This window comes from Ewingella sp. AOP8-B2-18, from assembly GCF_052376015.1.
GTDB classification, from domain to species: Bacteria; Pseudomonadota; Gammaproteobacteria; order Enterobacterales; family Enterobacteriaceae; genus Ewingella; species Ewingella allii.
The window spans coordinates 480,127-501,556 of record NZ_JBQSVB010000001.1 but is presented as its reverse complement, the minus strand read 5'-3'; the positions used below and the strand labels follow the sequence as shown (position 1 = coordinate 501,556).

General features: G+C 53.4%; 18 protein-coding genes. 6 read left to right on the top strand and 12 right to left on the bottom strand.

Going from position 1 to position 21,430, the window contains the following annotated elements; all coding sequences use genetic code 11:
* The first annotated feature begins 201 nt into the window (after positions 1-201).
* Positions 202-1,899, top strand: a complete 1,698-nt coding sequence (locus ACT3RR_RS02390) for an NAD-dependent malic enzyme (protein WP_353501516.1) — start codon at positions 202-204, stop codon at positions 1,897-1,899.
* A gap of 284 nt (positions 1,900-2,183) precedes the next feature.
* Entirely contained in the window at positions 2,184-3,122 is a 939-nt protein-coding gene (gene sanA, locus ACT3RR_RS02385) for an outer membrane permeability protein SanA (RefSeq protein WP_353501515.1), read from the top strand.
* A 110-nt stretch (positions 3,123-3,232) separates the two neighbouring features.
* On the opposite strand, the gene mglC is transcribed toward sanA, so the two are convergent.
* The 9 genes from mglC to ACT3RR_RS02340 all read right to left on the bottom strand — a co-directional run bounded on the left by mglC (position 3,233) and on the right by ACT3RR_RS02340 (position 13,260).
* The gene (mglC, locus tag ACT3RR_RS02380) at positions 3,233-4,243 is read right to left on the bottom strand and encodes a galactose/methyl galactoside ABC transporter permease MglC (RefSeq protein ID WP_034789056.1); all 1,011 of its coding nucleotides are present in this window, start codon (positions 4,241-4,243) and stop codon (positions 3,233-3,235) included.
* A gap of 18 nt (positions 4,244-4,261) precedes the next feature.
* A complete protein-coding gene (mglA, locus tag ACT3RR_RS02375; protein WP_353501514.1) occupies positions 4,262-5,812 on the bottom strand; it encodes a galactose/methyl galactoside ABC transporter ATP-binding protein MglA in 1,551 nt (516 codons plus the stop codon).
* Positions 5,813-6,013: 201 nt separating this feature from the next.
* Positions 6,014-7,012, bottom strand: coding sequence for a galactose/glucose ABC transporter substrate-binding protein MglB (gene mglB / locus ACT3RR_RS02370; RefSeq protein WP_353501513.1), 999 nt, complete (start codon positions 7,010-7,012; stop codon positions 6,014-6,016).
* A 254-nt stretch (positions 7,013-7,266) separates the two neighbouring features.
* Positions 7,267-8,313, bottom strand: a complete 1,047-nt coding sequence (gene galS, locus ACT3RR_RS02365; RefSeq protein ID WP_353501512.1) for an HTH-type transcriptional regulator GalS — start codon at positions 8,311-8,313, stop codon at positions 7,267-7,269.
* On the bottom strand, positions 8,297-8,461 hold the full coding sequence (locus ACT3RR_RS02360; RefSeq protein ID WP_496199659.1) for a hypothetical protein: 165 nt from the start codon (positions 8,459-8,461) through the stop codon (positions 8,297-8,299). Before ACT3RR_RS02360 ends, galS begins: the two co-directional genes overlap by 17 nt.
* 146 nt (positions 8,462-8,607) lie before the next feature.
* Positions 8,608-9,783: a DUF418 domain-containing protein YeiB gene (gene yeiB, locus ACT3RR_RS02355; RefSeq protein WP_496199658.1), complete on the bottom strand. Its 1,176-nt coding sequence runs from the start codon at positions 9,781-9,783 to the stop codon at positions 8,608-8,610.
* 118 nt (positions 9,784-9,901) lie between these two features.
* Entirely contained in the window at positions 9,902-10,567 is a 666-nt protein-coding gene (folE, locus tag ACT3RR_RS02350; RefSeq protein ID WP_034789049.1) for a GTP cyclohydrolase I FolE, read from the bottom strand.
* 211 nt (positions 10,568-10,778) lie between these two features.
* Complete coding sequence (locus tag ACT3RR_RS02345) at positions 10,779-11,681, bottom strand: omptin family outer membrane protease (protein ID WP_496199820.1); 903 nt, start codon at positions 11,679-11,681, stop codon at positions 10,779-10,781.
* A gap of 427 nt (positions 11,682-12,108) precedes the next feature.
* Positions 12,109-13,260 carry a YbfB/YjiJ family MFS transporter gene (locus ACT3RR_RS02340; protein WP_353501509.1) on the bottom strand — a complete coding sequence of 384 codons (1,152 nt, stop codon included), beginning with the start codon at positions 13,258-13,260 and terminating at the stop codon, positions 12,109-12,111.
* A 229-nt stretch (positions 13,261-13,489) separates the two neighbouring features.
* Here ACT3RR_RS02340 and ptrR point away from each other — a divergent pair, with 229 nt between their 5' ends.
* The 3 genes from ptrR to fghA are packed head-to-tail and all read left to right on the top strand — an operon-like array spanning position 13,490 to position 16,456.
* Positions 13,490-14,410 (top strand): putrescine utilization regulator PtrR, encoded by a 921-nt coding sequence (gene ptrR / locus ACT3RR_RS02335; protein ID WP_496199657.1) that lies wholly within the window; start codon positions 13,490-13,492, stop codon positions 14,408-14,410.
* Positions 14,411-14,467: 57 nt separating this feature from the next.
* Positions 14,468-15,592, top strand: coding sequence for an S-(hydroxymethyl)glutathione dehydrogenase/class III alcohol dehydrogenase (locus ACT3RR_RS02330; RefSeq protein ID WP_353501507.1), 1,125 nt, complete (start codon positions 14,468-14,470; stop codon positions 15,590-15,592).
* Between the two features lie 12 nt (positions 15,593-15,604).
* The gene (fghA, locus tag ACT3RR_RS02325) at positions 15,605-16,456 is read left to right on the top strand and encodes an S-formylglutathione hydrolase (RefSeq protein ID WP_353501506.1); all 852 of its coding nucleotides are present in this window, start codon (positions 15,605-15,607) and stop codon (positions 16,454-16,456) included.
* Between the two features lie 166 nt (positions 16,457-16,622).
* Here fghA and ACT3RR_RS02320 read toward each other — a convergent pair whose 3' ends face one another.
* Positions 16,623-17,534, bottom strand: a complete 912-nt coding sequence (locus tag ACT3RR_RS02320) for a dienelactone hydrolase family protein (RefSeq protein ID WP_485902732.1) — start codon at positions 17,532-17,534, stop codon at positions 16,623-16,625.
* 314 nt (positions 17,535-17,848) lie between these two features.
* On the opposite strand from ACT3RR_RS02320, the gene ACT3RR_RS02315 reads away from it, so the two are divergent.
* Complete coding sequence (locus ACT3RR_RS02315) at positions 17,849-18,748, top strand: SDR family oxidoreductase (protein WP_353501504.1); 900 nt, start codon at positions 17,849-17,851, stop codon at positions 18,746-18,748.
* Between the two features lie 754 nt (positions 18,749-19,502).
* Here the strand turns inward: ACT3RR_RS02315 and gsiD are convergent.
* Complete coding sequence (gene gsiD / locus ACT3RR_RS02310) at positions 19,503-20,429, bottom strand: glutathione ABC transporter permease GsiD (RefSeq protein ID WP_353501503.1); 927 nt, start codon at positions 20,427-20,429, stop codon at positions 19,503-19,505.
* 2 nt (positions 20,430-20,431) lie between these two features.
* Positions 20,432-21,352, bottom strand: a complete 921-nt coding sequence (gsiC, locus tag ACT3RR_RS02305; protein WP_100937647.1) for a glutathione ABC transporter permease GsiC — start codon at positions 21,350-21,352, stop codon at positions 20,432-20,434.
* Between the last annotated feature and the right edge of the window lie 78 nt (positions 21,353-21,430).

Below are 21,430 nucleotides of genomic sequence, written 5' to 3'. Positions count from 1 at the left end.
CCCCGTCTGGCATTTGAAATAGTTATTTTCCGTTGTTACCCTTCTGTGCAGAAATAGGACACAAATCACATTTCCTCTGCCTTTCGTCATAGGCTGATAACAAATACTGTACATATTTACTTTATCTTTTAGGATCAGCTCCCTGAGATAGTAAATAATAAGAAAACAGCAACCCGCTCCGATAGCCGAAGAGTAAAATCAATGGAACTTGAATACGAGAGTAAACGCCCGCTGTATATTCCACATGCTGGCCCAATCCTGCTTGAATTCCCGCTGCTGAATAAAGGTAGTGCCTTCACAGAAGAAGAACGTAACAACTTTAACTTGCATGGACTGCTGCCGGAAGCCGTTGAAACCATAGAAGAACAAGCCGAACGTGCTTACCGCCAGTTTCAAGACTTCAAAAGCGATATCGATAAACACATTTATCTGCGCAACATTCAGGACACCAACGAAACCCTGTTTTACCGCCTGATTGATTCCCACCTCAGTGAAATGATGCCGGTGATTTACACCCCAACCGTTGGCGAAGCCTGCGAGCATTTCTCTGATATCTACCGTCGCGCCCGCGGCCTGTTTATCTCCTACCCAAACCGCGCTCACATCGACGATATGTTGCAGAACGCCACCAAACAGCACGTAAAAGTGGTAGTAGTGACTGACGGCGAACGCATTCTGGGCCTTGGCGATCAGGGCATCGGTGGCATGGGTATTCCAATCGGTAAACTCTCCCTGTACACCGCCTGTGGCGGTATCAGCCCGGCTTACACCCTGCCGGTGGTTCTCGACGTGGGCACCAACAACCCGCAGTTGCTGAACGACCCGCTGTACATGGGCTGGCGTCATCCGCGCATCACCGGTGACGAGTACTACGAATTCGTTAACATGTTCATCGAAGCCGTGAAAGTGCGCTGGCCGAACGTGCTGTTGCAGTTCGAAGACTTCGCGCAGAAAAACGCCATGCCGCTGCTGACGCGCTACCGCGACGAGCTTTGCTGCTTCAATGATGACATTCAGGGCACCGCGTCCGTAACGCTGGGCAGCCTGATTGCCGCCAGTAAAGCCGCGGGCTGCCGCCTGCGCGACCAGACCGTAACCTTCTTGGGTGCAGGTTCTGCCGGTTGTGGTATCGCCGAGCAGATCATCGCCGGCATGAAAGCCGAAGGTCTGAGCGACGAAGAAGCCCGTGCGCGCATCTTCATGGTTGACCGTTTCGGCCTGCTGACCGACAAACTGCCAAACCTGTTAGATTTCCAGAGCAAGTTGACGCAAAAAAGCGCCGACCTCTCCGGCTGGGGCTTGGATAACGACAGCATCTCCCTGCTGGACGTGGTTCGCCATGCAAAACCTACCGTGCTGATTGGCGTTTCCGGCCAGCCTGGTTTGTTCACCGAAGAGCTTATCCGCGAAATGCACAAGCACTGCGAGCGCCCAATCGTGATGCCACTGAGCAACCCGACCTCTCGCGTGGAAGCCCAGCCGGTGGATATCATCACCTGGACCGACGGCAACGCGCTGGTCGCGACCGGCAGCCCGTTCTCTCCAGTGACCTACAAAGAGACTGTCTACCCGATTGCCCAGTGCAACAACTCCTACATCTTCCCTGGCATCGGCCTGGGTGTCGTGGCATCGGGTGCAACCCGCGTGACTGACGAGATGCTGATGGCCGCCAGCCGCGCGCTGGCAGAGTGTTCGCCGCTGGCGACGGATGGCGTGGGCTCCCTGCTGCCAGACGTCAATGACATTCAGGGCGTGTCTAAGTGCATCGCCATGGAAGTGGGTAAAGCCGCGCAGTTGCAAGGTGTGGCGATGGTGACCTCTGAAGATGCGCTGTCAAAAGCCATTGAGCATAACTTCTGGTCACCGCAGTACCGCGATTACAAACGCACGTCGTTCTAATCTTCGCGGACTCACGCTAGAGATCATCGGGCCAGGCAGCTTCTGCACTGGCCCTTTTTTATGCTGTTTTACACCAAAATTGGAATACAGCTTCCACAGCACGAAGTAATTACCCCATTGTTGCTGAAATATTCCGCGAAGCCCCGAGATACGGAGCCGTGCTTATTGCATGGTTTCGATAGGTCAAGTAGCCTTGAATTCCTGATTTCCAGCAGCGACTCAGGGAAGCGAGAGAGCATAGCGTTAGCCGCTAAGGCCGCTGCAACCTGAAGGATGACGAGTTTATGATTAAGCGACTGATAGTAGGCTTCATCAGCATCATAGTATTGATGTTGGTTGTCGCTATTGGGCTTGACCGGTGGATCAGCTGGAAAACCAAAGATTATGTCTATGACGAAGTGCAAGAGTTGCCGCATCGTCAGGTCGGCGTGGTGCTCGGCACGGCCAAGTATTACCGCACCGGCGTCCCCAATCAGTACTATCTCTACCGCATTCAGGGTGCCATCAATGCCTATAACAGCGGCAAAGTAAAATACCTGCTGTTGAGCGGCGACAATGCCCAGCAAAGCTATAACGAGCCAATGACCATGCGCCGTGACCTGATGGCAGCGGGCATTCCGGCCAGCGATATCGTGCTCGACTACGCCGGTTTCCGCACGCTGGACTCTATCGTGCGCACCCGCAAGGTGTTCGACACTAATGATTTCCTGATCATCACCCAGCGTTTCCACTGCGAGCGCGCCCTGTATATTGCGCTGCACATGGGGATTCAGGCCCAGTGCTTCGCCGTGCCGTCGCCGAAAGACATCATGACCGTTCGCGTGCGTGAAATCTTCGCCCGCCTTGGTGCGCTGACTGACCTGTATATCCTTAAACGCGAGCCGCGCTTCCTTGGCCCGCTGATCCCGATCCCCGCCGTCCATCACATCCCGGATGACGCGCAGGGCTACCCGGCCGTAACGCCTGAGCAGCTGCTGGTACTGCAACAGAAATTGGCCGATGAGAAGAAAGCGGCGGAAGAGAAAGCCGCCCAGCTTAAAGCAGCCGCAGAGAAAGCCGCGGCGGACAAAGCGGCGGCCGATGAAGCCGCCAGACTCAAAGCCGAGCAAGAAGCTAACGACACCGAGGAACAGAGTGTGGATGGTGACGCACCTCCACCACCGCCTTCGCGGCCAATGGTGCCGGGCCGCAACCCGTTCTCGCAGTCGCGGGAATCTCATTGACTATAAAACAACAAGGGCGCCGAAGCGCCCTTGTTAGTACTACTTATTTGTTTACTGCTGATTTGTTTACTGCTGATTTTTTAGTTGTTGGTTCTTCCTGCTCCCCACTCTTATTTCTTCTTGGCGTACTTCAGTGAATCCAGCGCCACCGCGAAGATAATAATCGAACCTTTGATAATGTACTGCCAGTACGGGTTCACCCCGATGTAGGTCAGGCCGTAGTTGATCACGGTGAAGATAAGCACCCCCGTCACCACGCCCGCCACTGACCCTACACCACCGGCGAAGGATACCCCGCCCACCACGCAGGCCGCGATGGCATCCAGCTCATACATAAAGCCGAGGTTGTTGGTAGCACTGCCGATACGCCCGGCTTCCAGCAAGCCGCCGAAGGCGTAGAACACGCCGGACAGCGCGTAAATCATAATCAGGTTTAACGGCACGTTTACGCCGGAAACCTTGGCTGCTTCTGGGTTGCCGCCGATAGCAAAGATGTTTTTACCGAAGCGAGTTTTGTTCCACAGGATCCAAACGAAGCCAATGGCAATCAACGCGTAGAAGGTGATGTAGGAGATCTTCAGGCCGCCCAGCTGAATAAAGCCCTGCGCAAAGCTGGAGAATCCTGGGTCAAACCCTGCCACCGGCGAGGAGCCAACGTAGTCGTAATACAGTGAGTTAATACCGTAAACGATAATCATGGTGCCTAAGGTGGTGATAAATGGCGTCACGTTGAGGTAGGCGATGATAATACCGTTCACCAAGCCAATCAGCGCGCCAATCACGCACACGGTCAGAATAACCACTGGAATAGGGACGACTTCAAGATGCGGGAACACCTTGTTAACGTTATCCATCGCCTGCAACAGGGTGGCTGCAACCACCGCCGCCAAGCCGACCTGACGACCCGCTGACAAGTCTGTGCCCTGAGTCACAATCAGCCCCGCCACGCCGAGGGCGATAATTACGCGTACTGAAGACTGAGTTAAAATATTACTCAAGTTGACCAGGCTGAGGAAGGTCGGGTCCTGAATAATGATAATTGCCAGTAACACCAGCAACACAACGTAAATCCCGCCCTCTTTTAAATAAGTGAGCATACTTTTCTTATTTAATGCTTTCATAATAAGAACCCTTAAAAATTAGAGGTGCAAGGATGCAAGGCGTAAAATTTCATTCTGCGAAGTATTTTTTGTTTCAACAATACCCGCAACCTGCCCATTGCTCATAACTAATATTCTGTCTGTAATTCCCAACAGCTCTGGCATTTCAGAGGAGATAATAATGATCCCCTTCTCTTTTTTCGCCAGCTCGGTAATTAACTGGTAAATTTCAAACTTGGCCCCGACGTCAATACCGCGCGTAGGTTCATCAAGCATTAATATTTCCGGCTGTGTTAATAACCAGCGCCCAATAATGACTTTCTGCTGATTGCCCCCGGACAGCGAACCAATACTGGTGCGATGCCCCGGCGTTTTCACCCGCATGGAGTCGATAACCCACTGGGTATCGCTTTTCATCCGGTTGACGTCCAACAGGCCAATCTTGTTTTTGTAATTACGAATATTTGAAATCAGTGAGTTAAAACCGATATCGAGATAAGCATAAATACCGGTGGAACGGCGCTCTTCAGTCACCAAAGCAAAACCGTGATTAATGGCTTCGTTGGCGCTGTGATTATTAATTTTCTTACCATGCAGCTTGATGGTTCCGGCGACTTTTTCGCGAATACCAAACAGGGTTTCGACGATATCAGTACGCTTCGCCCCCACCAGACCGGCAATGCCCAGAATCTCACCTTTGTGCAAATCAAAGGAGATATCGCGGATTGAAGGCTGGCGCAGCGAGGTCAGGTTGCGGACTTCCAGAATGACCTCTCCCGGCACATTCTGACGGTCTGGGAAACGCTGACTCAGTGAACGCCCCACCATCATGGAGATGATTTTATCCATGTCGAGACCTTCCAGTGACTGGGTCATGATCCACTGGCCATCGCGCAAAATGGTTATTTCGTCACACAGCTGGAAAATCTCTTCCATCTTGTGAGAGATGTAAACAATGCCGCAACCGCGATCTTTCAGCTTGCGGATAATGGTGAAGAGATGATTCACCTCTTTCTCAGTCAGAGACGAGGTTGGCTCATCCATAATCACGATTTTCGCGTTATAGGAGAAAGCCTTAGCAATCTCAATCATCTGCATCTGGGACACAGAAAGCTTGGCGACTTTCTCACGCGGGTCGATATCAATATCTAGCTCATCGAAGATAGCCTGCGTGTCTTTGAGCATTTTGTCCTGGTCAACGAAGAAGCCTTTGGTTGGGTAACGCCCCAGCCACATGTTGTCCATGACCGTGCGCTGCAACACCAGGTTTAACTCTTGATGAACCATCGACACGCCCTGCTCAAGTGCCTCTTTAGAACTTTTAAAATTAACTTCCTGACCTTGGAAAAGAATGGTGCCGGAATCTTTGCTGTAGATGCCAAAAAGACATTTCAATAAGGTGGATTTACCCGCCCCATTCTCGCCCATCAGCGCGTGAATAGAGTGCGGTCGAACTTTCAAATTCACATTATCTAATGCCTTAACGCCGGGAAATGATTTATTAACATTGCTCATTTCCAGCAGAAACTCACGCGGCTGGGGAGCCACGGCGTCAGTCTGCGTGATGTCAGGCTTTGGAATATCGGCCATAATTATACCTGGCTAAATATTAAGAGAAACTGATTATATTAATACCTGACGTCATGAATACCGCCGGTCAGTAATAGACCGGCGGTATAAAGACATCACTTCCTGTTATGCAGGTATTAACGTGATATTACTTCACTGCTAATTAATGCCACTGCTTAGCTATATATTTAGCTATTTACTCGTCTGTCCGTAATCTTTGGATTATTTAGTAAAGTCAGCCAAGTTAGATTGGTCTACGGCTACGTAAGGAATACGTACCACTTTGTTTTCAACTTTCCATTTAGTGCCGTCGGCGGCTGGTTTGCCGTCAGCCAAGTTCTTCGCCAGATCGAATGTCGCCTGAGCCTGATTCTTAGCATCGTTCAGCACGGTACCGGCCATTGCGCCTGATTTCACCAAAGCCAGAGCTTCTGGCAAGGCGTCAACGCCGAATACAGGAATGCTGGTTTTGTTATGAGCTTTCAGCGCTTCTACAGCACCCATTGCCATTGCATCGTTGTTGGCGATAACCACTTCGATTTTGTTAGCGTTTGGGCCAGATAACCACGCGTCCATTTTGTCTTTAGCCTGAGCGGTATCCCACATGGCCGTGTCGAGCTGCAATTGCTGAGTTTTTAGACCTTCTTTGTCATTCAGCGTGCTCACTACATACTTAGTACGAGCTTCTGCATCCGGGTGGCCCGGCTCGCCTTTCAGCAGCACGTATTGGATCACGCCGTCTTTGTTCAGGTCCCAAGCTGGAGTCGCTTTCCAGTGTTTAGCAATCAACTCGCCCTGAATCACGCCAGACTCTTTAGAGTCAGTACCGACATAATAGGCTTTGTCGTAGCTGTCCAAATCTTTACGTGATGGCTCTTTGTTGTAGAACACCACCGGGATGCCAGCACCTTTGGCTTTAGCAATGATCACCGGAGCCGCGGCTGGGTCAACCAAGTTAATAGCCAGCGCTTTCACGCCTTTTGCTACCATGACGTCAACCTGATCGTTTTGCGTGGATTGACTGTTTTGTGAGTCATTCATCAGCAACTGTACGTTTGGCGCTTTCTTCGCATCTTCCTGAATGGCTTTGCGAACTTCGGACATGAAGTTGTCATCATATTTATAAACGGTGACACCGATACGGGTATCAGCAGCATGAGCAGCAGCGCCAAACATCATGCTTGCAGCCAGAGTAGCCAGGGTGAAGACCTTCTTATTCATTTATATCTCCGGTTTTGTGTAGGGTGGTACAGAGTGTGGCACCGGCAATCCTGCGGGAGCAGTGCGTCCGCGCCTCAACAATGAAACGGTGCCTGCCTTCCTTGACGTATGACTTCCTGACTCGCTGTGAAAACCTGTCCTGTAGCAAGGACACAAAATGAATCATGTCGAAAACGAATGAATCATAATGGCGTCAATGTTAATAATCTGTGAAAGTTCTCACAGATTGAAAACGGTTACACAGCGCTAATTAGTCAATAAGTGACCGGTGCCACATTTTGCCAAGGTGCCACCGAATGGCGCCGGACCAGCGTCGGCATAAAACAGTGCGACACGCCGGTTTCAAGCTGGTTGGCTGCCCCTTTTAAGGCCAGCTCAGTGGCCAATGTCGCCATGGAAACAATGGGATAGCGCACCGTGGTGAGTTTTGGGCTGGTGTAGCGCGCAATGGGAATATCGTCGAAGCCGACCAATGAGAAATCTTGCGGAACGCTGATGCCGTTCTCTTTCAGCACTGCCAGCGCGCCTGCGGCCATGGAGTCGTTATAAGCAAACACCGCGCTCAGCTGTAGGTTGCGCCCCAGCAGCTCCACCATGGCAGCTTCACCGCCCTGCAGGTCAGGTGAGCCCTGCGCACGCCAGCTTTCCGGCGGCGGTTGACGTGTCTGCGTCAAGACGGCTGACGTGCCCTGCATCATCGCCGTCAAATAACCCTGCTGGCGCTGCAAATCATCTTCAATCCCATGGTTGGAACCGATGTAACCGATGCGCTTATGCCCCTGCGATAGCAGTAATCGCGTGGCCATTTCAGCACCGGTGACATTGTTGAGCGACACGCAGCGGTGCTCATAGCCGGGGATCACCCGATTAATCAGCACCATGCCCGGCACCTGATTGAGAAAGTGGGACAGCTCGTCGTCACCCAGCGCTTTCGCGTGCACAACCAGAGCATTACAGCGTTGGCGGATCAGCACTTCTATCGCGTGGCGCTCTTTCTCCGCCTCGTGATAGCTGTTACCAATCAGCACATATTTTTGGTGGCGCTGCGCCACGGTATCGACGGCCTTAACCAGCGCGCCGAAGAAAGGATCGGAGACGTCCATCACCACCACGCCGATAGTGTCGCTGCTCTGAGTTGCCAGCGCCTGCGCATTGGCATTCGGCCTGTAACCCAACGCAGCCACGGCCTGTAACACCAACTCACGCGCCTCTTTACTGGCGATCGCGGGGTTGTTTAACACGCGGGAAACGGTCGCCACTGACACACCGGCCAGCTTCGCCACATCACGAATGGTGACCATGGGTCGCTCCAGATTGTGGCAATAATGGCTGCGCCTGCGTGGGCAGATTAATTAAGCTAACTGATTGAAAAGAATAAGGAGGAAATGAAAAAGTTCGTGCCCAGGTGGAGAACAAAGAGGTGAAAACAGACAGCAGTACAGTGATCATGGTGTTTCCTGTTTTTATCGGCTAACGCTGCACGAGCGATATCCTAAACATTTTGTGAAAACACCTGCGTGAATCTCGTCACAGGAAAGAAAACGTTTACATACAATTTTGCAACGTTTCTCTCATATTTATAATTTGTGTGAATATCAACTCAGGCTGTTCTCCTCAACACCGGAGGCGCGAACCGCCAGTTTGCGCCAGATCCACTCCATCGGCCCCTGCTTGAAATAACGCAGCCAGGTTAAGGTCACTAGCAGGTTAATGGCCCACACGGCAGGCACCAGCGCCACCAGCTGTAGGCGGTCGAAGTGCTGGTAGAAGCCAAATACGTTGAAGAAAGTGGTGCAGATCAGAGTTTGTAGCAGGTAGTTGGTGAGGGCCATGCGGCCAATTTGTGAAATCCAGTGCGCCAGGCGCAAGCGAGAAAGCCGCGGCCAGAAGCCGTAACAAAGTGACAAATAGCCCACCGCCTGTATCAGGCTGCCCACTTCACGCGGGGCCTGTAGCAAAAAGCCGCTCCAGCGATAGTCCCATTGCAACTGCCACTGCAAGGTGATGGCCGGGATTTGAATCAGCCATGAAAACGGTAACAGTAGCGCCGAAAGGTGGCGGTAGTGACGCTGGCTATAGGCTCCGCGCAGCCAGCCGCTGCGCATCAGCCCTGCCCCTAGCAGCATAGCGCCTGCCAGCTCCCAGCCGTACTGTACGGCAATGGCGATCAGGCTTGATGACAACAGGTCGAGGCGATTAGTGATAGCTTCCATCCCGCCTTTTAACTTCCAATATTGCTCATATTGCAGCTGCGCCGGTCCGGGCAACCAGAAGCTGCCAGGCTGTGGATTGCTGATAAACCCCAGCATCAGCAGCACCGCGACGCCAATCAAATAGAGCATAATGCCAGTATTAATCAGCGACTGGCTACTGCGCCCTTCTCTGACCAGACGCCAGCACACCAGACCAATCAATCCGTAGGAGAGCAGGATGTCGCCATCCCAAAAGAACGCCGCGTGTAACAGGCCGCAAAGCAGCAACAGTGACAACCGCGCCTGAATCCAATGTTTGCCGCGAGGCAGCAGCAAGTAAAGACCGCCGCCAAACAGGATGGCGAACATCATGAGGAATTTGCCCTGCGCCAGCAGATCCAATACCGCCCAGGTCCATGCGTCGCTGCTCGACGGCTGGCCGTTAAAGGCCGGATTGAGATAAGCCGCCTTCGGCAGCCCAAACGCGCTGATATTGAGCAATAAAATGCCAAGGATGGCGATGCCACGGGCAAAATCGAGGGTGGCAATGCGCGGGTGGGTTCCTGAAGGTTTTGTCATGAAAGTTGGCTGCAAAGTGGATGACATCAGAAAATGAGTATGCCAGATAGACTAGCGGCACCTAAAAGGTGCCGCAACTTAAAGCTTTCAACTGTCTTTCGAATGAGTAAAAACGCGATTAGCTGGCGTGTCTCACGGTGCGCAGGAATTCTTGACGCGTGTTCTGGCTCGACTTAAACAGGCCGCCGAGTGACGTGGTGGTAGTGGCGCTGGTCGCATCACGGATACCGCGCGCTTTAACGCAGTAGTGCACGGCATCAATCGACACCGCCACGTTGTTGGTGCCAAGCAGGGTTTGCAGGGCTAACAACACCTGCTGGGTCAGACGCTCTTGAACCTGCGGACGCTGGGAGAAGAACTGCACGATGCGGTTGATTTTCGACAAACCGATCACTTTATCTTTCGGGATATAAGCCACGGTGGCTTTGCCGTCGATGGTCACAAAGTGGTGCTCACAGGTGCTGGTCAGGGTGATATCACGCACGGTCACCATTTCATCCACTTTCATCTTATTTTCGATGACGGTGATTTTGGGGAAGTTGGCGTAATCCAGGCCGGAGAAGATCTCATCGACATACATTTTGGCGATGCGGTGCGGCGTTTCCGCCAAACTGTCGTCTGCAAGGTCAAGATTGAGCAGCTGCATGATGCCGGTCATATGCTCTTTGATTCGCTGTTTACGCGTTTCATTATCGATTGGCAGAGGCTCACGCAGGGGGGTTTCCAGTCCACGGGCCAGCAATGCCTCGTGTACCAGAATGGCTTCTTTACTCAAAGTTGACATAGTTATTCTCCAGCAGGTCCCGCAAGTGTCGTCAAGTTGACGCAGATCACACCAAAATGAGGTGGCTTACTGTAGTGGAGTGCGGATTCATAATCCAGTGATTGTGATTCATGATGAGTGAAATAGCTGCAACTTATCAATATTGCACAAATGGGGGCAGGACGAGGCATTCCGTCCGGCACCCAGAGGGGAAGCCGGACGGACTGGGAACTCAGAAGCTGTATTTTACTCCCAGAGTCACAGTATAAAACTCGTTTTCCATACTGCCTGAATCTTTATATGTCGTGTAGGTCCCGTCAGAGCGATCGTGGGAATTCACGGAGCCGCGCTTCTCTTGATACTGATTCCAGCTTCCTTCCAGATAAACCTTTGCCTGTGGCGTGACGTAATAGCCGACATCTGCCACGACGGCGTAATAGCGCGCATTATTGACATCATCTTTGAATGTTGTATTTCGTGAATAATGTTCGTCATTGGCATTGGCACTGACCCAATTGCTGTATTTAAACACCAGGTTAGTTTCGAATTTCTCATATTGGTACCGGCCCACCAGCCCGATATAAGGCAGTTTAAACTTCTGCTTGTAACCAATAGAGAGCTCTCCACGAGGCCAATTGCCGATGTCCTTACCACTGTTGTAATTGTAACTGCCGCCTTTCGCCAGCCAGCTAAATGCGCTTTGTTGATAACCCGCCACCAGCCCCAGCCGATATTGCTCTTCATTTAACAACCAACCTTTAATATTGATATCAAATTCGTTGGCATAATTAAGCTTGGTATTTGGGTGACTTGACCAGTCGGTCCACTGTGATTTAGAGGTATCCAGCCAATCATAGTCATCCATTGACGCGCCGGAAGAGGCCAGCGTGGTCCAGCCGTTAAAGCCGAGAGAGGCCCATGGCGAGAAGTCCCACGCAAAATCCCCTTTAACAATGCCGGCATTATTATATTTCCAATTCAGTTGGCTCACTTTGCGTCCCCCCTCTTCTGGATCATACACCCGCTCTTTGGCTTCCCCTTGTAGCTGGCCTAATGAAAGCCCAACAGTGACCTTCTCCGGGGTAAACCAAGAAGGGTCGGTTTCTGCCAGCACCAAAGAGGGGGCGGCAGTCATAGACAGAACACAAGCTGTATAATAAGTGGCCTTTTTCATTGTTGCTCCTTGCATTAGATTAAATAAACAAACGCGTTATTAATTCATCTAAATAGTGATATCCCGTTGTTAAAAACCTTGCGGCTTTTAATCACTATATCGGCACCAAGGCACAACTCAATAGCCAGTAGCCAAGATTCTTCTGTGTGGGAAAAACCACAAAAAAGAGGATGTGTAGATAATTATTTCGAGAAAGTATTTACCGGGGTAATACCTTAGACTATTCGCTTATATAAACTCAAAAATCAGAACAACCAAACTCAAACCTAAATATATTCTTAGTATATTTTTACTCAATCATTTATCTTTGATTTATAAATTATTACTGATAAAGCTAATTATATAATTACGGGGAATATTTAATAAATAAACATTCCCCTAATATATATTATGCTTTGGCGCTGGCAACGCGTTGCCCCGGACGCCCGACCACTAATGCACCAGCAATAATAAAGCCTACCAGCGCGACATACAGCGCAGGTTCAAGACGGTGAGTCATCGCAGTCGAAATAGCAGAAAGAATCGGCCCGCACAGCTGCCCCACCGCGTAGCCGGTGGTTAACAGCCCTGCCAGATAACGGCTGTGGTCTGGCGCCAATTCGCGGCCATATTGCAGGCTCAGCTGCACCACGCTCAGGAAGCCGCCGCCCACCAGCACCGCACCTATCACCAGTCCGCTGACGCCTGGGATCACTTCGGCAGAGAGAATCCCTAACCCCTGTGCCCACAGGGTGAGTGCCAGACGAGTATGGGTGGTCAGGCAGTGACGGGTCAGAATGCCGATGATAATCCCAATCACCGCCGCTCCGCCGAACACCGGCCAGACGAACTGGGCAAACAGGCTTTCGGGGAAACGCGCGCTGGCCATCTGCGACAGGAAGGTGGCGGGTAGAATATAGCCGAATCCGGCCAGACTGTAGCTCCACACCAGACGCTTCAGGGTCGGCGTCATTTTCAACGGCTCAGTCGCCACGTGGGTCCGGTGCAACTCGCCGGTTCGCGGCAAGTTGACGCTGATCAACGCAATAAACACAAAGGCCAGAACGCCATACACCGCCCAGGCCTCGGCCGAGCTGAGCTGCAAGCTATGAATCACCACGGCCAGAATCCCACTGAGGAAGATACCCGCCCCCGGCCCGGCGAAGACCGCCGCGCCCAGCGCCGGACGGCCAAAGTGGTGCAGACGCTCATTGCACCACGCGGACACCAACACCATCGCCCAGCCGCTGGTCCAGCCAATCATAAAACGAATCACGCTGTGGAAGACTTCACCAGTGACCGCCGCCGAAATAAGCGTCAGCGCCACCGCGCCCCAAAGCCCAAGCCACAGGCGGCGCTCAAGATGCCGACTCGCCTTCATGGCGTCATAAGCGCCGCACAGGTAGCCCAAATAATTGAATGCCGCGACCAAGCCCGCGCCCGTTAGCGTGAACTGATGTTCAGCTATCATTAATGGCACCTGAGGCGTAAAGGCAAAACGGCCTATCCCCATGGCGACGACAAATGCCAGAAAACCGCTGAGTGCTACACGAAATGCCATAATGTTCCGCCCTGTTTTATTGTTTTTTACAATTTCGCAACATCTAACAAACATAGAGAAAGTGTAACGACTAAACACCCTCTTTTGTGCATAGGTGTTAAAACTAAGTTGTGGATCATCATGCCTTGCGGATACAATCACGAAAAGTGAATAATAATGACCAAGTTGTTTCTTCTTAGAGAATTCACTCAGAAGGCAATCTCGGCATTTCATCATCAAGAGGGTGGCGATGGACCTGACACAATTGCGTATGTTTTGCAGCGTAGCGGAAACCGGCTCGCTGGCGCGCGCTGCCGAGCAGCTGCATCGCGTGCCCTCCAACCTGACCACTCGCCTGCGCCAGCTTGAAATCGAGTTGGGCTGTGACTTATTTATTCGCGAGAAGCAGAGAATTCGCCTGTCGGCGATGGGCCACAATTTTCTTAATTACGCCCAGCGCATTTTGGCCCTGAGCGATGAAGCCATGAGTATCACCCACGCCGGTGAGCCTGCCGGGGGTTTTGCGCTCGGCTCGATGGAGAGCACGGCGGCGACCCGTCTACCCAGCCTGCTGGCGGCTTATCATCAGCATTACCCTCAGGTGTCGTTATCACTCAATACCGCTACGTCGGGAGAAACCATTGATGGCGTGCGCGATGGCAAACTGGCCGCCGCGCTGGTCGATGGGCCGATTGATTATGACGACATCAACGGCTGTATCGCCTTTCGCGAACATCTGGTGATTATCTCGCCGCAGGGGGAATCCCCTTTCGACACTCCGCCAGGGCGCAGCGGCCATACGGTTTTTGCTTTCCGCGCCACCTGCTCTTATCGCACGCGCCTGCAGTCGTGGATTAAACACACCGGGCTGGCTGTCAGCAATATTATGGAAATTCAGTCCTATCATTCGATGGTGGCCTGCGTCGCCAGCGGGGCGGGCATTGCCATGGTACCGCGCAGCGTGCTGGATCAGCTGCCGGGCAATGAACGGGTGCAAGCCCATGAAATCGAAGACAGTTTCGCCGATACCGCGACGTGGCTTATCTGGCGGCGTGACGCTTTCACCCCTAACGTGCGGGCGCTTAAAGAGCTGATCATCGCGCAAAACGGCGGCGTCGTGCCGTTACTCAAACACCCCATTGCTGGCGAGTTAGAACAACCAGCAATATGAGCCCACAGTCATTGAAGCTGTATCAAGGGCGACAATTTATAAAACAGGAGCAATACCATGGAAATGATCAAAACTCGCGCAGCCGTTGCATGGGGCCCTAACCAGCCACTTTCCATTGAAGAAGTGGATTTAATGCCGCCACAAAAAGGCGAAGTTCTGGTGCGCATCGTCGCTACTGGCGTGTGCCATACCGATGCTTACACCCTGTCCGGCAAGGATCCTGAAGGGGTATTCCCGGCGATTTTGGGCCATGAAGGCGGCGGCGTAGTCGAAGCCGTGGGCGAAGGTGTCACCAGCGTCGCGGTAGGCGATCACGTCATTCCGCTGTACACCCCAGAATGTGGCGAGTGTAAGTTCTGTAAATCTGGCAAAACCAACCTGTGTCAGGCGATTCGCACCACGCAGGGTAAAGGTTTGATGCCAGACGGCACCACCCGTTTCTTCAAAGACGGCAAGCCAATCTTCCATTACATGGGCACTTCCACCTTCTCTGAATATACCGTGGTGCCTGAAATCTCCCTCGCCAAAATCAACAAAGAAGCGCCGCTGGAAGAAGTCTGCCTGCTGGGCTGTGGCGTCACCACCGGCATGGGCGCGGTGATGAATACGGCCAAAGTGAAGAAAGGCGACACCGTTGCTATCTTCGGCCTCGGTGGTATCGGCCTGTCGGCAATTATTGGGGCCGTGATGGCGGGCGCGGGTCGCATCATCGGTATCGATCTCAACACCAGCAAATTCGACCTGGCGCGCAAACTGGGTGCAACCGATCTTATCAATCCAAAAGATTTTGATAAGCCGATTCAGGACGTAATTGTTGAAATGACCGACGGCGGCGTGGACTTCTCGTTCGAATGCATCGGCAACGTCAATGTAATGCGCTCTGCGCTTGAGTGCTGCCACAAAGGCTGGGGTGAATCGGTAATTATCGGCGTCGCAGGCGCGGGTGAAGAGATTTCAACTCGTCCCTTCCAACTGGTCACAGGCCGCGTATGGCGTGGCTCTGCCTTCGGTGGCGTCAAAGGCCGCACCCAGCTGCCGGGCATTGTGCAGCGTTATCTCGACGGCGAGTTTGCTTTAAATGACTTCATCACCCACACCATGGGTCTGGACGACATTAACGAAGCCTTTGATTTGATGCACGATGGGAAGTCCATTCGTTCCGTTATCCACTTTAATAAATAAGGGAGCCTAACGGTGAGCAGCTCGATAGAACTACTCGAAGAACACCGAATGTTTGGCGGTTGGCAACAGCGCTACCGCCACACCTCCAGCAGTTTAAATTGCAGCATGACATTCAGCATTTATCTGCCGCCGCCGCGTGATGATAATCCGCCGCCGGTGCTCTATTGGCTGTCAGGTTTAACCTGCAATGATGAAAACTTCACGATGAAAGCCGGGGCGCAGCGCATTGCCGCCGAATTGGGACTGGTGCTGGTGATGCCAGACACCAGCCCACGGGGCGACGATGTGCCCAATGACGAAAATTACGATTTGGGTCAGGGCGCGGGGTTCTACCTCAACGCCACCCGCGCGCCGTGGGATGCCCACTTCCGTATGTATGACTATATTATCGATGAGCTGCCGCAAATCATCGCCGGGCACTTCTCCGTCAGTGATAAACAGTCAATCTGCGGCCACTCCATGGGCGGCCACGGAGCATTGGTGTTAGCCTTGCGCAATCCGCAGCGTTTTCGCTCAGTATCAGCTTTCGCGCCCATCGTTAACCCTTGTCAGGTGCCTTGGGGGCGTAAAGCTTTCAGCGCCTATTTAGGCGATGACGAGAACCAATGGTTGCAGTACGACAGCTGCCACTTGCTGAATACGCTGCCCAAGGATCAGAAACCCTTCCCGATCTTGATCGATCAGGGCGACGACGATCAGTTCCTTGCCGATCAGCTCCAGCCATCCAAGTTGGTTGAGCTGGCGCGTCAGCAAGGCTGGCCGTTGCAGATCCGCATTCAGCCGGGCTACGACCACAGCTACTTCACGATTGCGACTTTTATCGAGGAGCATCTGAGGTTCCACGCGCAGTGGTTACACGGGTAAATTCGGAAGGCGTCCAAATCCGCTTTATTTAAGTTCAACGTCAAGGTCGTGTGCGTCGGCCCACACCGACCAAGGGAGGCGTAAACGCGCCTCCCTTGGAACCCTGCGTTTTTTCTTGCTGATAGATCGAGGCTGCGCAGGGTGGGAATGCGTTCTAATTACTATTTCACTTCACAGGCTCAAACGGCAGGCCTAGAGAGTGGAAGAATACCGTGGCTTGCGGCAGCCAGAGTTTCACGCCGTCTTTAGTGTCGAAGAATACGTGGGAGTTTTTACCGAACACGCCGATATCCACCATCTTCGCTTCATGCGCGGCGCCTATCGTGTGGCTGTAATAAGCCGAGAACATCTGCTGTGGCATAGGCTGCGGCCAGTTTTGATCGTTGTCGCCATAGAACCACAGTGACGGATAGCGGGCCTGTTTGCCGTAGGCCGCGTAGGTGGCGACCAGCCTTTGCGGCCAATCGCTGCAGGTGCGCATCCGCAGCCCGCCGGAGAAGTTCACCAAGCCCAGCACGCCGGGGATCTGCTGGGTGCCGAGCGCGATAGTGGTCAAGCCGCCATCTGACTGCCCTGCAATCACCATGCGTTTTCTGTCGACATAAGGCAGTTTCACCAATTCATTAATCGCCGCCGCAACGTCTCGCGCCTCGTCTAAGCCATGCTTGTAGGTATCGCAGTGATCATCTGGATAGCGCCCTCCTGAACCCGCAAAGCCTTCGCGCATGGGGATGGCGACAACATAGCCGCGCTCCACCAAAGCTGCCGCCACTCGCAGATGTCTCGAGCGTTTTTGATCTCGGGCCTTGCCGGGGTTTTTACCGTGGTTGAGCACCACCATCGGGAAAGGTCCCGGCCCCGAAGGTTTGAAAATAGTGGTTTGCAGCTCAACCGTGCGATCGCCAAGGTGCGCCGCAAGCATCACCACCTGCTCATTAAGCCGCGTGTCGAGTGGCGGTTCAGCGCTGCTCTGCACGGCCCTGGCCATTGAACAGCCGCCCAGCGCCAGAGAAAGCGCCGCGGCGGGAAGCCATGTCAGAGAAAAACGCTGGATGGAATTCGGTAAGAAAGGCCCCATAAGCTGCTCTATACCTCAATTATTTTTCATTAATTTCAGCTGGCGTTTTACGCCGCAGAGTGAGGCATGAGATAACGCCCCGCAACTATATAAGGAGAGGGTTATTTTTGGATCAAGTGGTAAACATTGATTAACAACCCCGCATTGTAACCGGCGGTAAATTCGCCACATCCGCCTCTATTCTTTCGTTATTACACTTTCGATCCCACCTCAGCTTTGAATCAGATGAATCTGCGTTGTTATCTCACCTCACTCAACTAGCCTTAATGATTCATGCACATTTAATGCATCAACCGGTGAAGAGAGGACGAATAATGAGTAAGCGCGATCAATACACCATGCAAAACCCTGTGACGCAGTACAGCAGCGATGGCTTCCCTAAGCAGAAGCAACCCGCGCCGGGGCTTGATGCCAAAATGCAGCCAAAACCCGATCATGGCGAAGAGACTTATCGTGGCTCAGGGCGACTTGAAGGGCGTAAAGCCTTGGTCACCGGTGCCGACTCCGGCATTGGCCGCGCCGCCGCCATTGCCTATGCCCGTGAAGGGGCCGACGTCGCCCTCTCCTATTTGCCCGAAGAGCAGGTGGATGCCGAAGAGGTGGCGAAATACATTATTGAGGCTGGCCGTAAAGCCGTGCTGATCCCGGGCGATATCAGCAATGAAGATTTCTGTAAACGTCTGGTGGAGAAAGCCCGTTCCGAGCTGGGCGGTTTAGATGTGTTAGCACTGGTCGCGGGCAAGCAGGTGGCGGTCACTGACGTGACGGAATTAACCACCGAGCAGTTCAGAAAGACCTTCGAAACCAACGTTTTCGCCATGTTCTGGATAACCAAAGCGGCTATCCCGCATCTGCCCGCTGGCTCGACGATCATCACCACCTCGTCAATTCAGGCCTATCAGCCGAGTGAGTTCCTGCTCGACTACGCGTCGACTAAAGGCGCCATCATCACTTACAGCCAAGGCTTGGCGAAGCAGGTCGCCGAGAAAGGTATCCGCGTCAACGTCGTCGCTCCCGGCCCAATCTGGTCAGTGCTGCAAGTCAGCGGCGGGCAGCTTCAGGAGAACATCCCCGACTTTGGCTCAGATACCCCACTCAAACGCGCCGGGCAGCCCGCCGAACTGGCCTCAAGCTACGTTTTCCTTGCCTCGCAGGAGTCGAGTTACATTACTGGCGAAGTGATAGGGGTAACAGGCGGCAAACCTATTAGTTGATGGGTTAATGGGTTGGGCGACCCATATTCGCCTTTTAAATTCCAATTCAACTTCAAAACCGTGGGCGTCGGCCCACACCGTTTTAAGGTCAAAACCGTGCGCTGCCGCCACACCGGCCTCAAGGGGCGCCTATCGCCGCGCCCCTTGAGAATCCCCGGCTCTTTACTACGCGCTCCGCTCGTGGGGCGAACGTGTTTCAGTTACACCTGTTCTCCACCGCAAAATGTCGCCGCTTAGGCGGTGCCTTCGCTGCGGGATTCAAGCCTCAGGTCTTGAACCTCTTGCTCAGCGCCATTTTTGACTGCGGTTTTGAGGCATTTCGACCGTACCGTTTCAATAGATTTTGCTTTGCTCCCTCCCCTATTTAGAGGAGGGTTGGGGTGGGGTATTTCTCACATAAGCCGCTGAATTTTCTGCAATACCTCCTCCCAGCCCTTTTCAGGGGGAGGAGCAAAACAAACCAAAACCCACTGAAAAGGCACGGTTGAGAAGCCAGTAGGTCGCGTTCAGAAGTGACGCCGAGGGAGTGGTTCGAGACCTATGGCTCGAAACCCGAACTGAGGGAACCGCCTAAGCGGCGACACTTCGCGACAAACACTGTGGCTACTGAAACATGTCCATTCCGACCCTGCGCAGCCTCGATCTCCCAACAGAAAAAACGCGGGATTGCACAAGGGGGCGCGTTTACGCCCCCTTTGCCCGGTGTGGGCCGGCGCCCACGGTTTTGAAGGGCTTTTCCAAAAGCCCTCCCTTCTTACCCTTTTAATTTCGGATCTAACGCGTCCCTCAACCCATCCCCTAACAGGTTAAACGCCAGCACCGTCAGGAATATCGCCAGGCTGGGGAAAATCGCCACGTGCGGGGCCATAACCATGTCGGCGCGGGCTTCGTTGAGCATCGCGCCCCACTCTGGCGTCGGGGGCTGGGCGCCCATGCCGAGGAACGACAGGCTGGCGGCGGTGATGATTGAGGTGCCGATGCGCATGGTGAAATAGACCACAATGGCTGACAGCGTGCCGGGCAGAATGTGGCGGAACAGGATGGTGAAGTCAGAAGCGCCAATGCTGCGCGCCGACTCAATATAGGTCTGGCGTTTCAGCACCAGCGTATTGCCGCGCACCAGACGGGCAAAGGCCGGGATGCTGAAAATCGCCACCGCGATGATCACGTTCGACATGCCGTTGCCCATTACGGCTACCACGGCAATCGCCAGCAGAATACCGGGGAAAGCAAACAGCACGTCGCAGACGCGCATGGTGATGCGATCCCACCAGCCTTCGTAGTAGCCCGCCAGCAGCCCAAATACCGTGCCGATAATGCCGCCCAGCACCACCGACAGCACGCCCGCCGCCAGAGAAATACGGGCACCCATCAAAATACGGCTGAAAATATCCCGCCCGAGAGAGTCAACGCCCAGCCAGTGAATCAGTGAAGGACCTTCATTCAGGCGGTCGTAGTCAAAATAGTTTTCAGCATCAAATGGCACAATCCACGGGGCCAGCGCAGCCACCGCAATCATCAATAAAATGAAGACACCCGCCGCCAAGGCAATGTGCTGTTGGCGAAAACGCCGCCAGAACGCCTTCCAGGGTGTGCGCACCTGCTGCTTTTGCACCGACTCCGCGGTTATCACCGGCATCGAGGCCAGCACGGCATTACGCCGCCAGTTTTTCATGCGCATGCTCACTTGTAACGAATTGAAGGGTTGATGACTGCATAAAGCATGTCGACCAACAGGTTGATCAGGATGAACTCCAGTGAGAACAGCAGCACTTCGGCTTGAATCACCGGGTAATCGCGCATTTCTACCGAATCAATCAGCAGACGCCCTAGCCCCGGCCAGTTGAAGACTTTCTCCACCACGATAGAGCCGCCGAGCAGGAAGCCAAACTGCAGGCCCATCATGGTCACCACCGGGATCATCGCGTTACGCAGGCCGTGTTTCACCACCACCAGCGTTTCGCGCACGCCCTTGGCACGCGCGGTGCGCATATAGTCCTCTTGCATCACCTCGACAAAAGAAGCGCGAGTGAAGCGGGCCATGATCGCCGCCACCGCCGCGCCTAGCGTGATAGAAGGCAGAATGTAGTGCTGCCAGCCGTCTGCGCCGATAGTCGGCAACCAGCCGAGCTGCACCGAGAACACCTGCATCAGCAGCATACCGAGGGCAAACGCCGGGAAGGAGATGCCGGAGACCGCCAGCGCCATGCCCACGCGGTCAGGCCAACGATTGCGCCAAACGGCAGACACCACGCCAATCACCAGCCCAAAAATCACCGACCAGACCATGCTGGTGAGCGTCAGCCACAGGGTGGGCAGGAATCGCGAGCCAATCTCATCAATCACCGGGCGCTTCGACACCATTGAGTGGCCGAAGTCGCCGCGCAGAGCGTGGCTGAAGAAGGTGAAAAATTGCTGGTAAAGCGGCTTATCGAGGCCCAGATCTTTGCGAACCAGTTCAACAACGCTCTGGTCAGCATCCTGCCCCGCCGCCAGTCTCGCCGGGTCGCCTGGTAGCAAATGTACAAACAGAAAAACCAACACTGCCACAATGAGCAGGGTTGGTATCAATCCGAGTAATCGTTTTAGGAAGTAATTCAGCATGACAGATTAACTGCGCCCATTAAAAAAACCTCTGAGACGTTAGCAAGAAACAAATTCACGGGGAAGCCTGACGTGAGG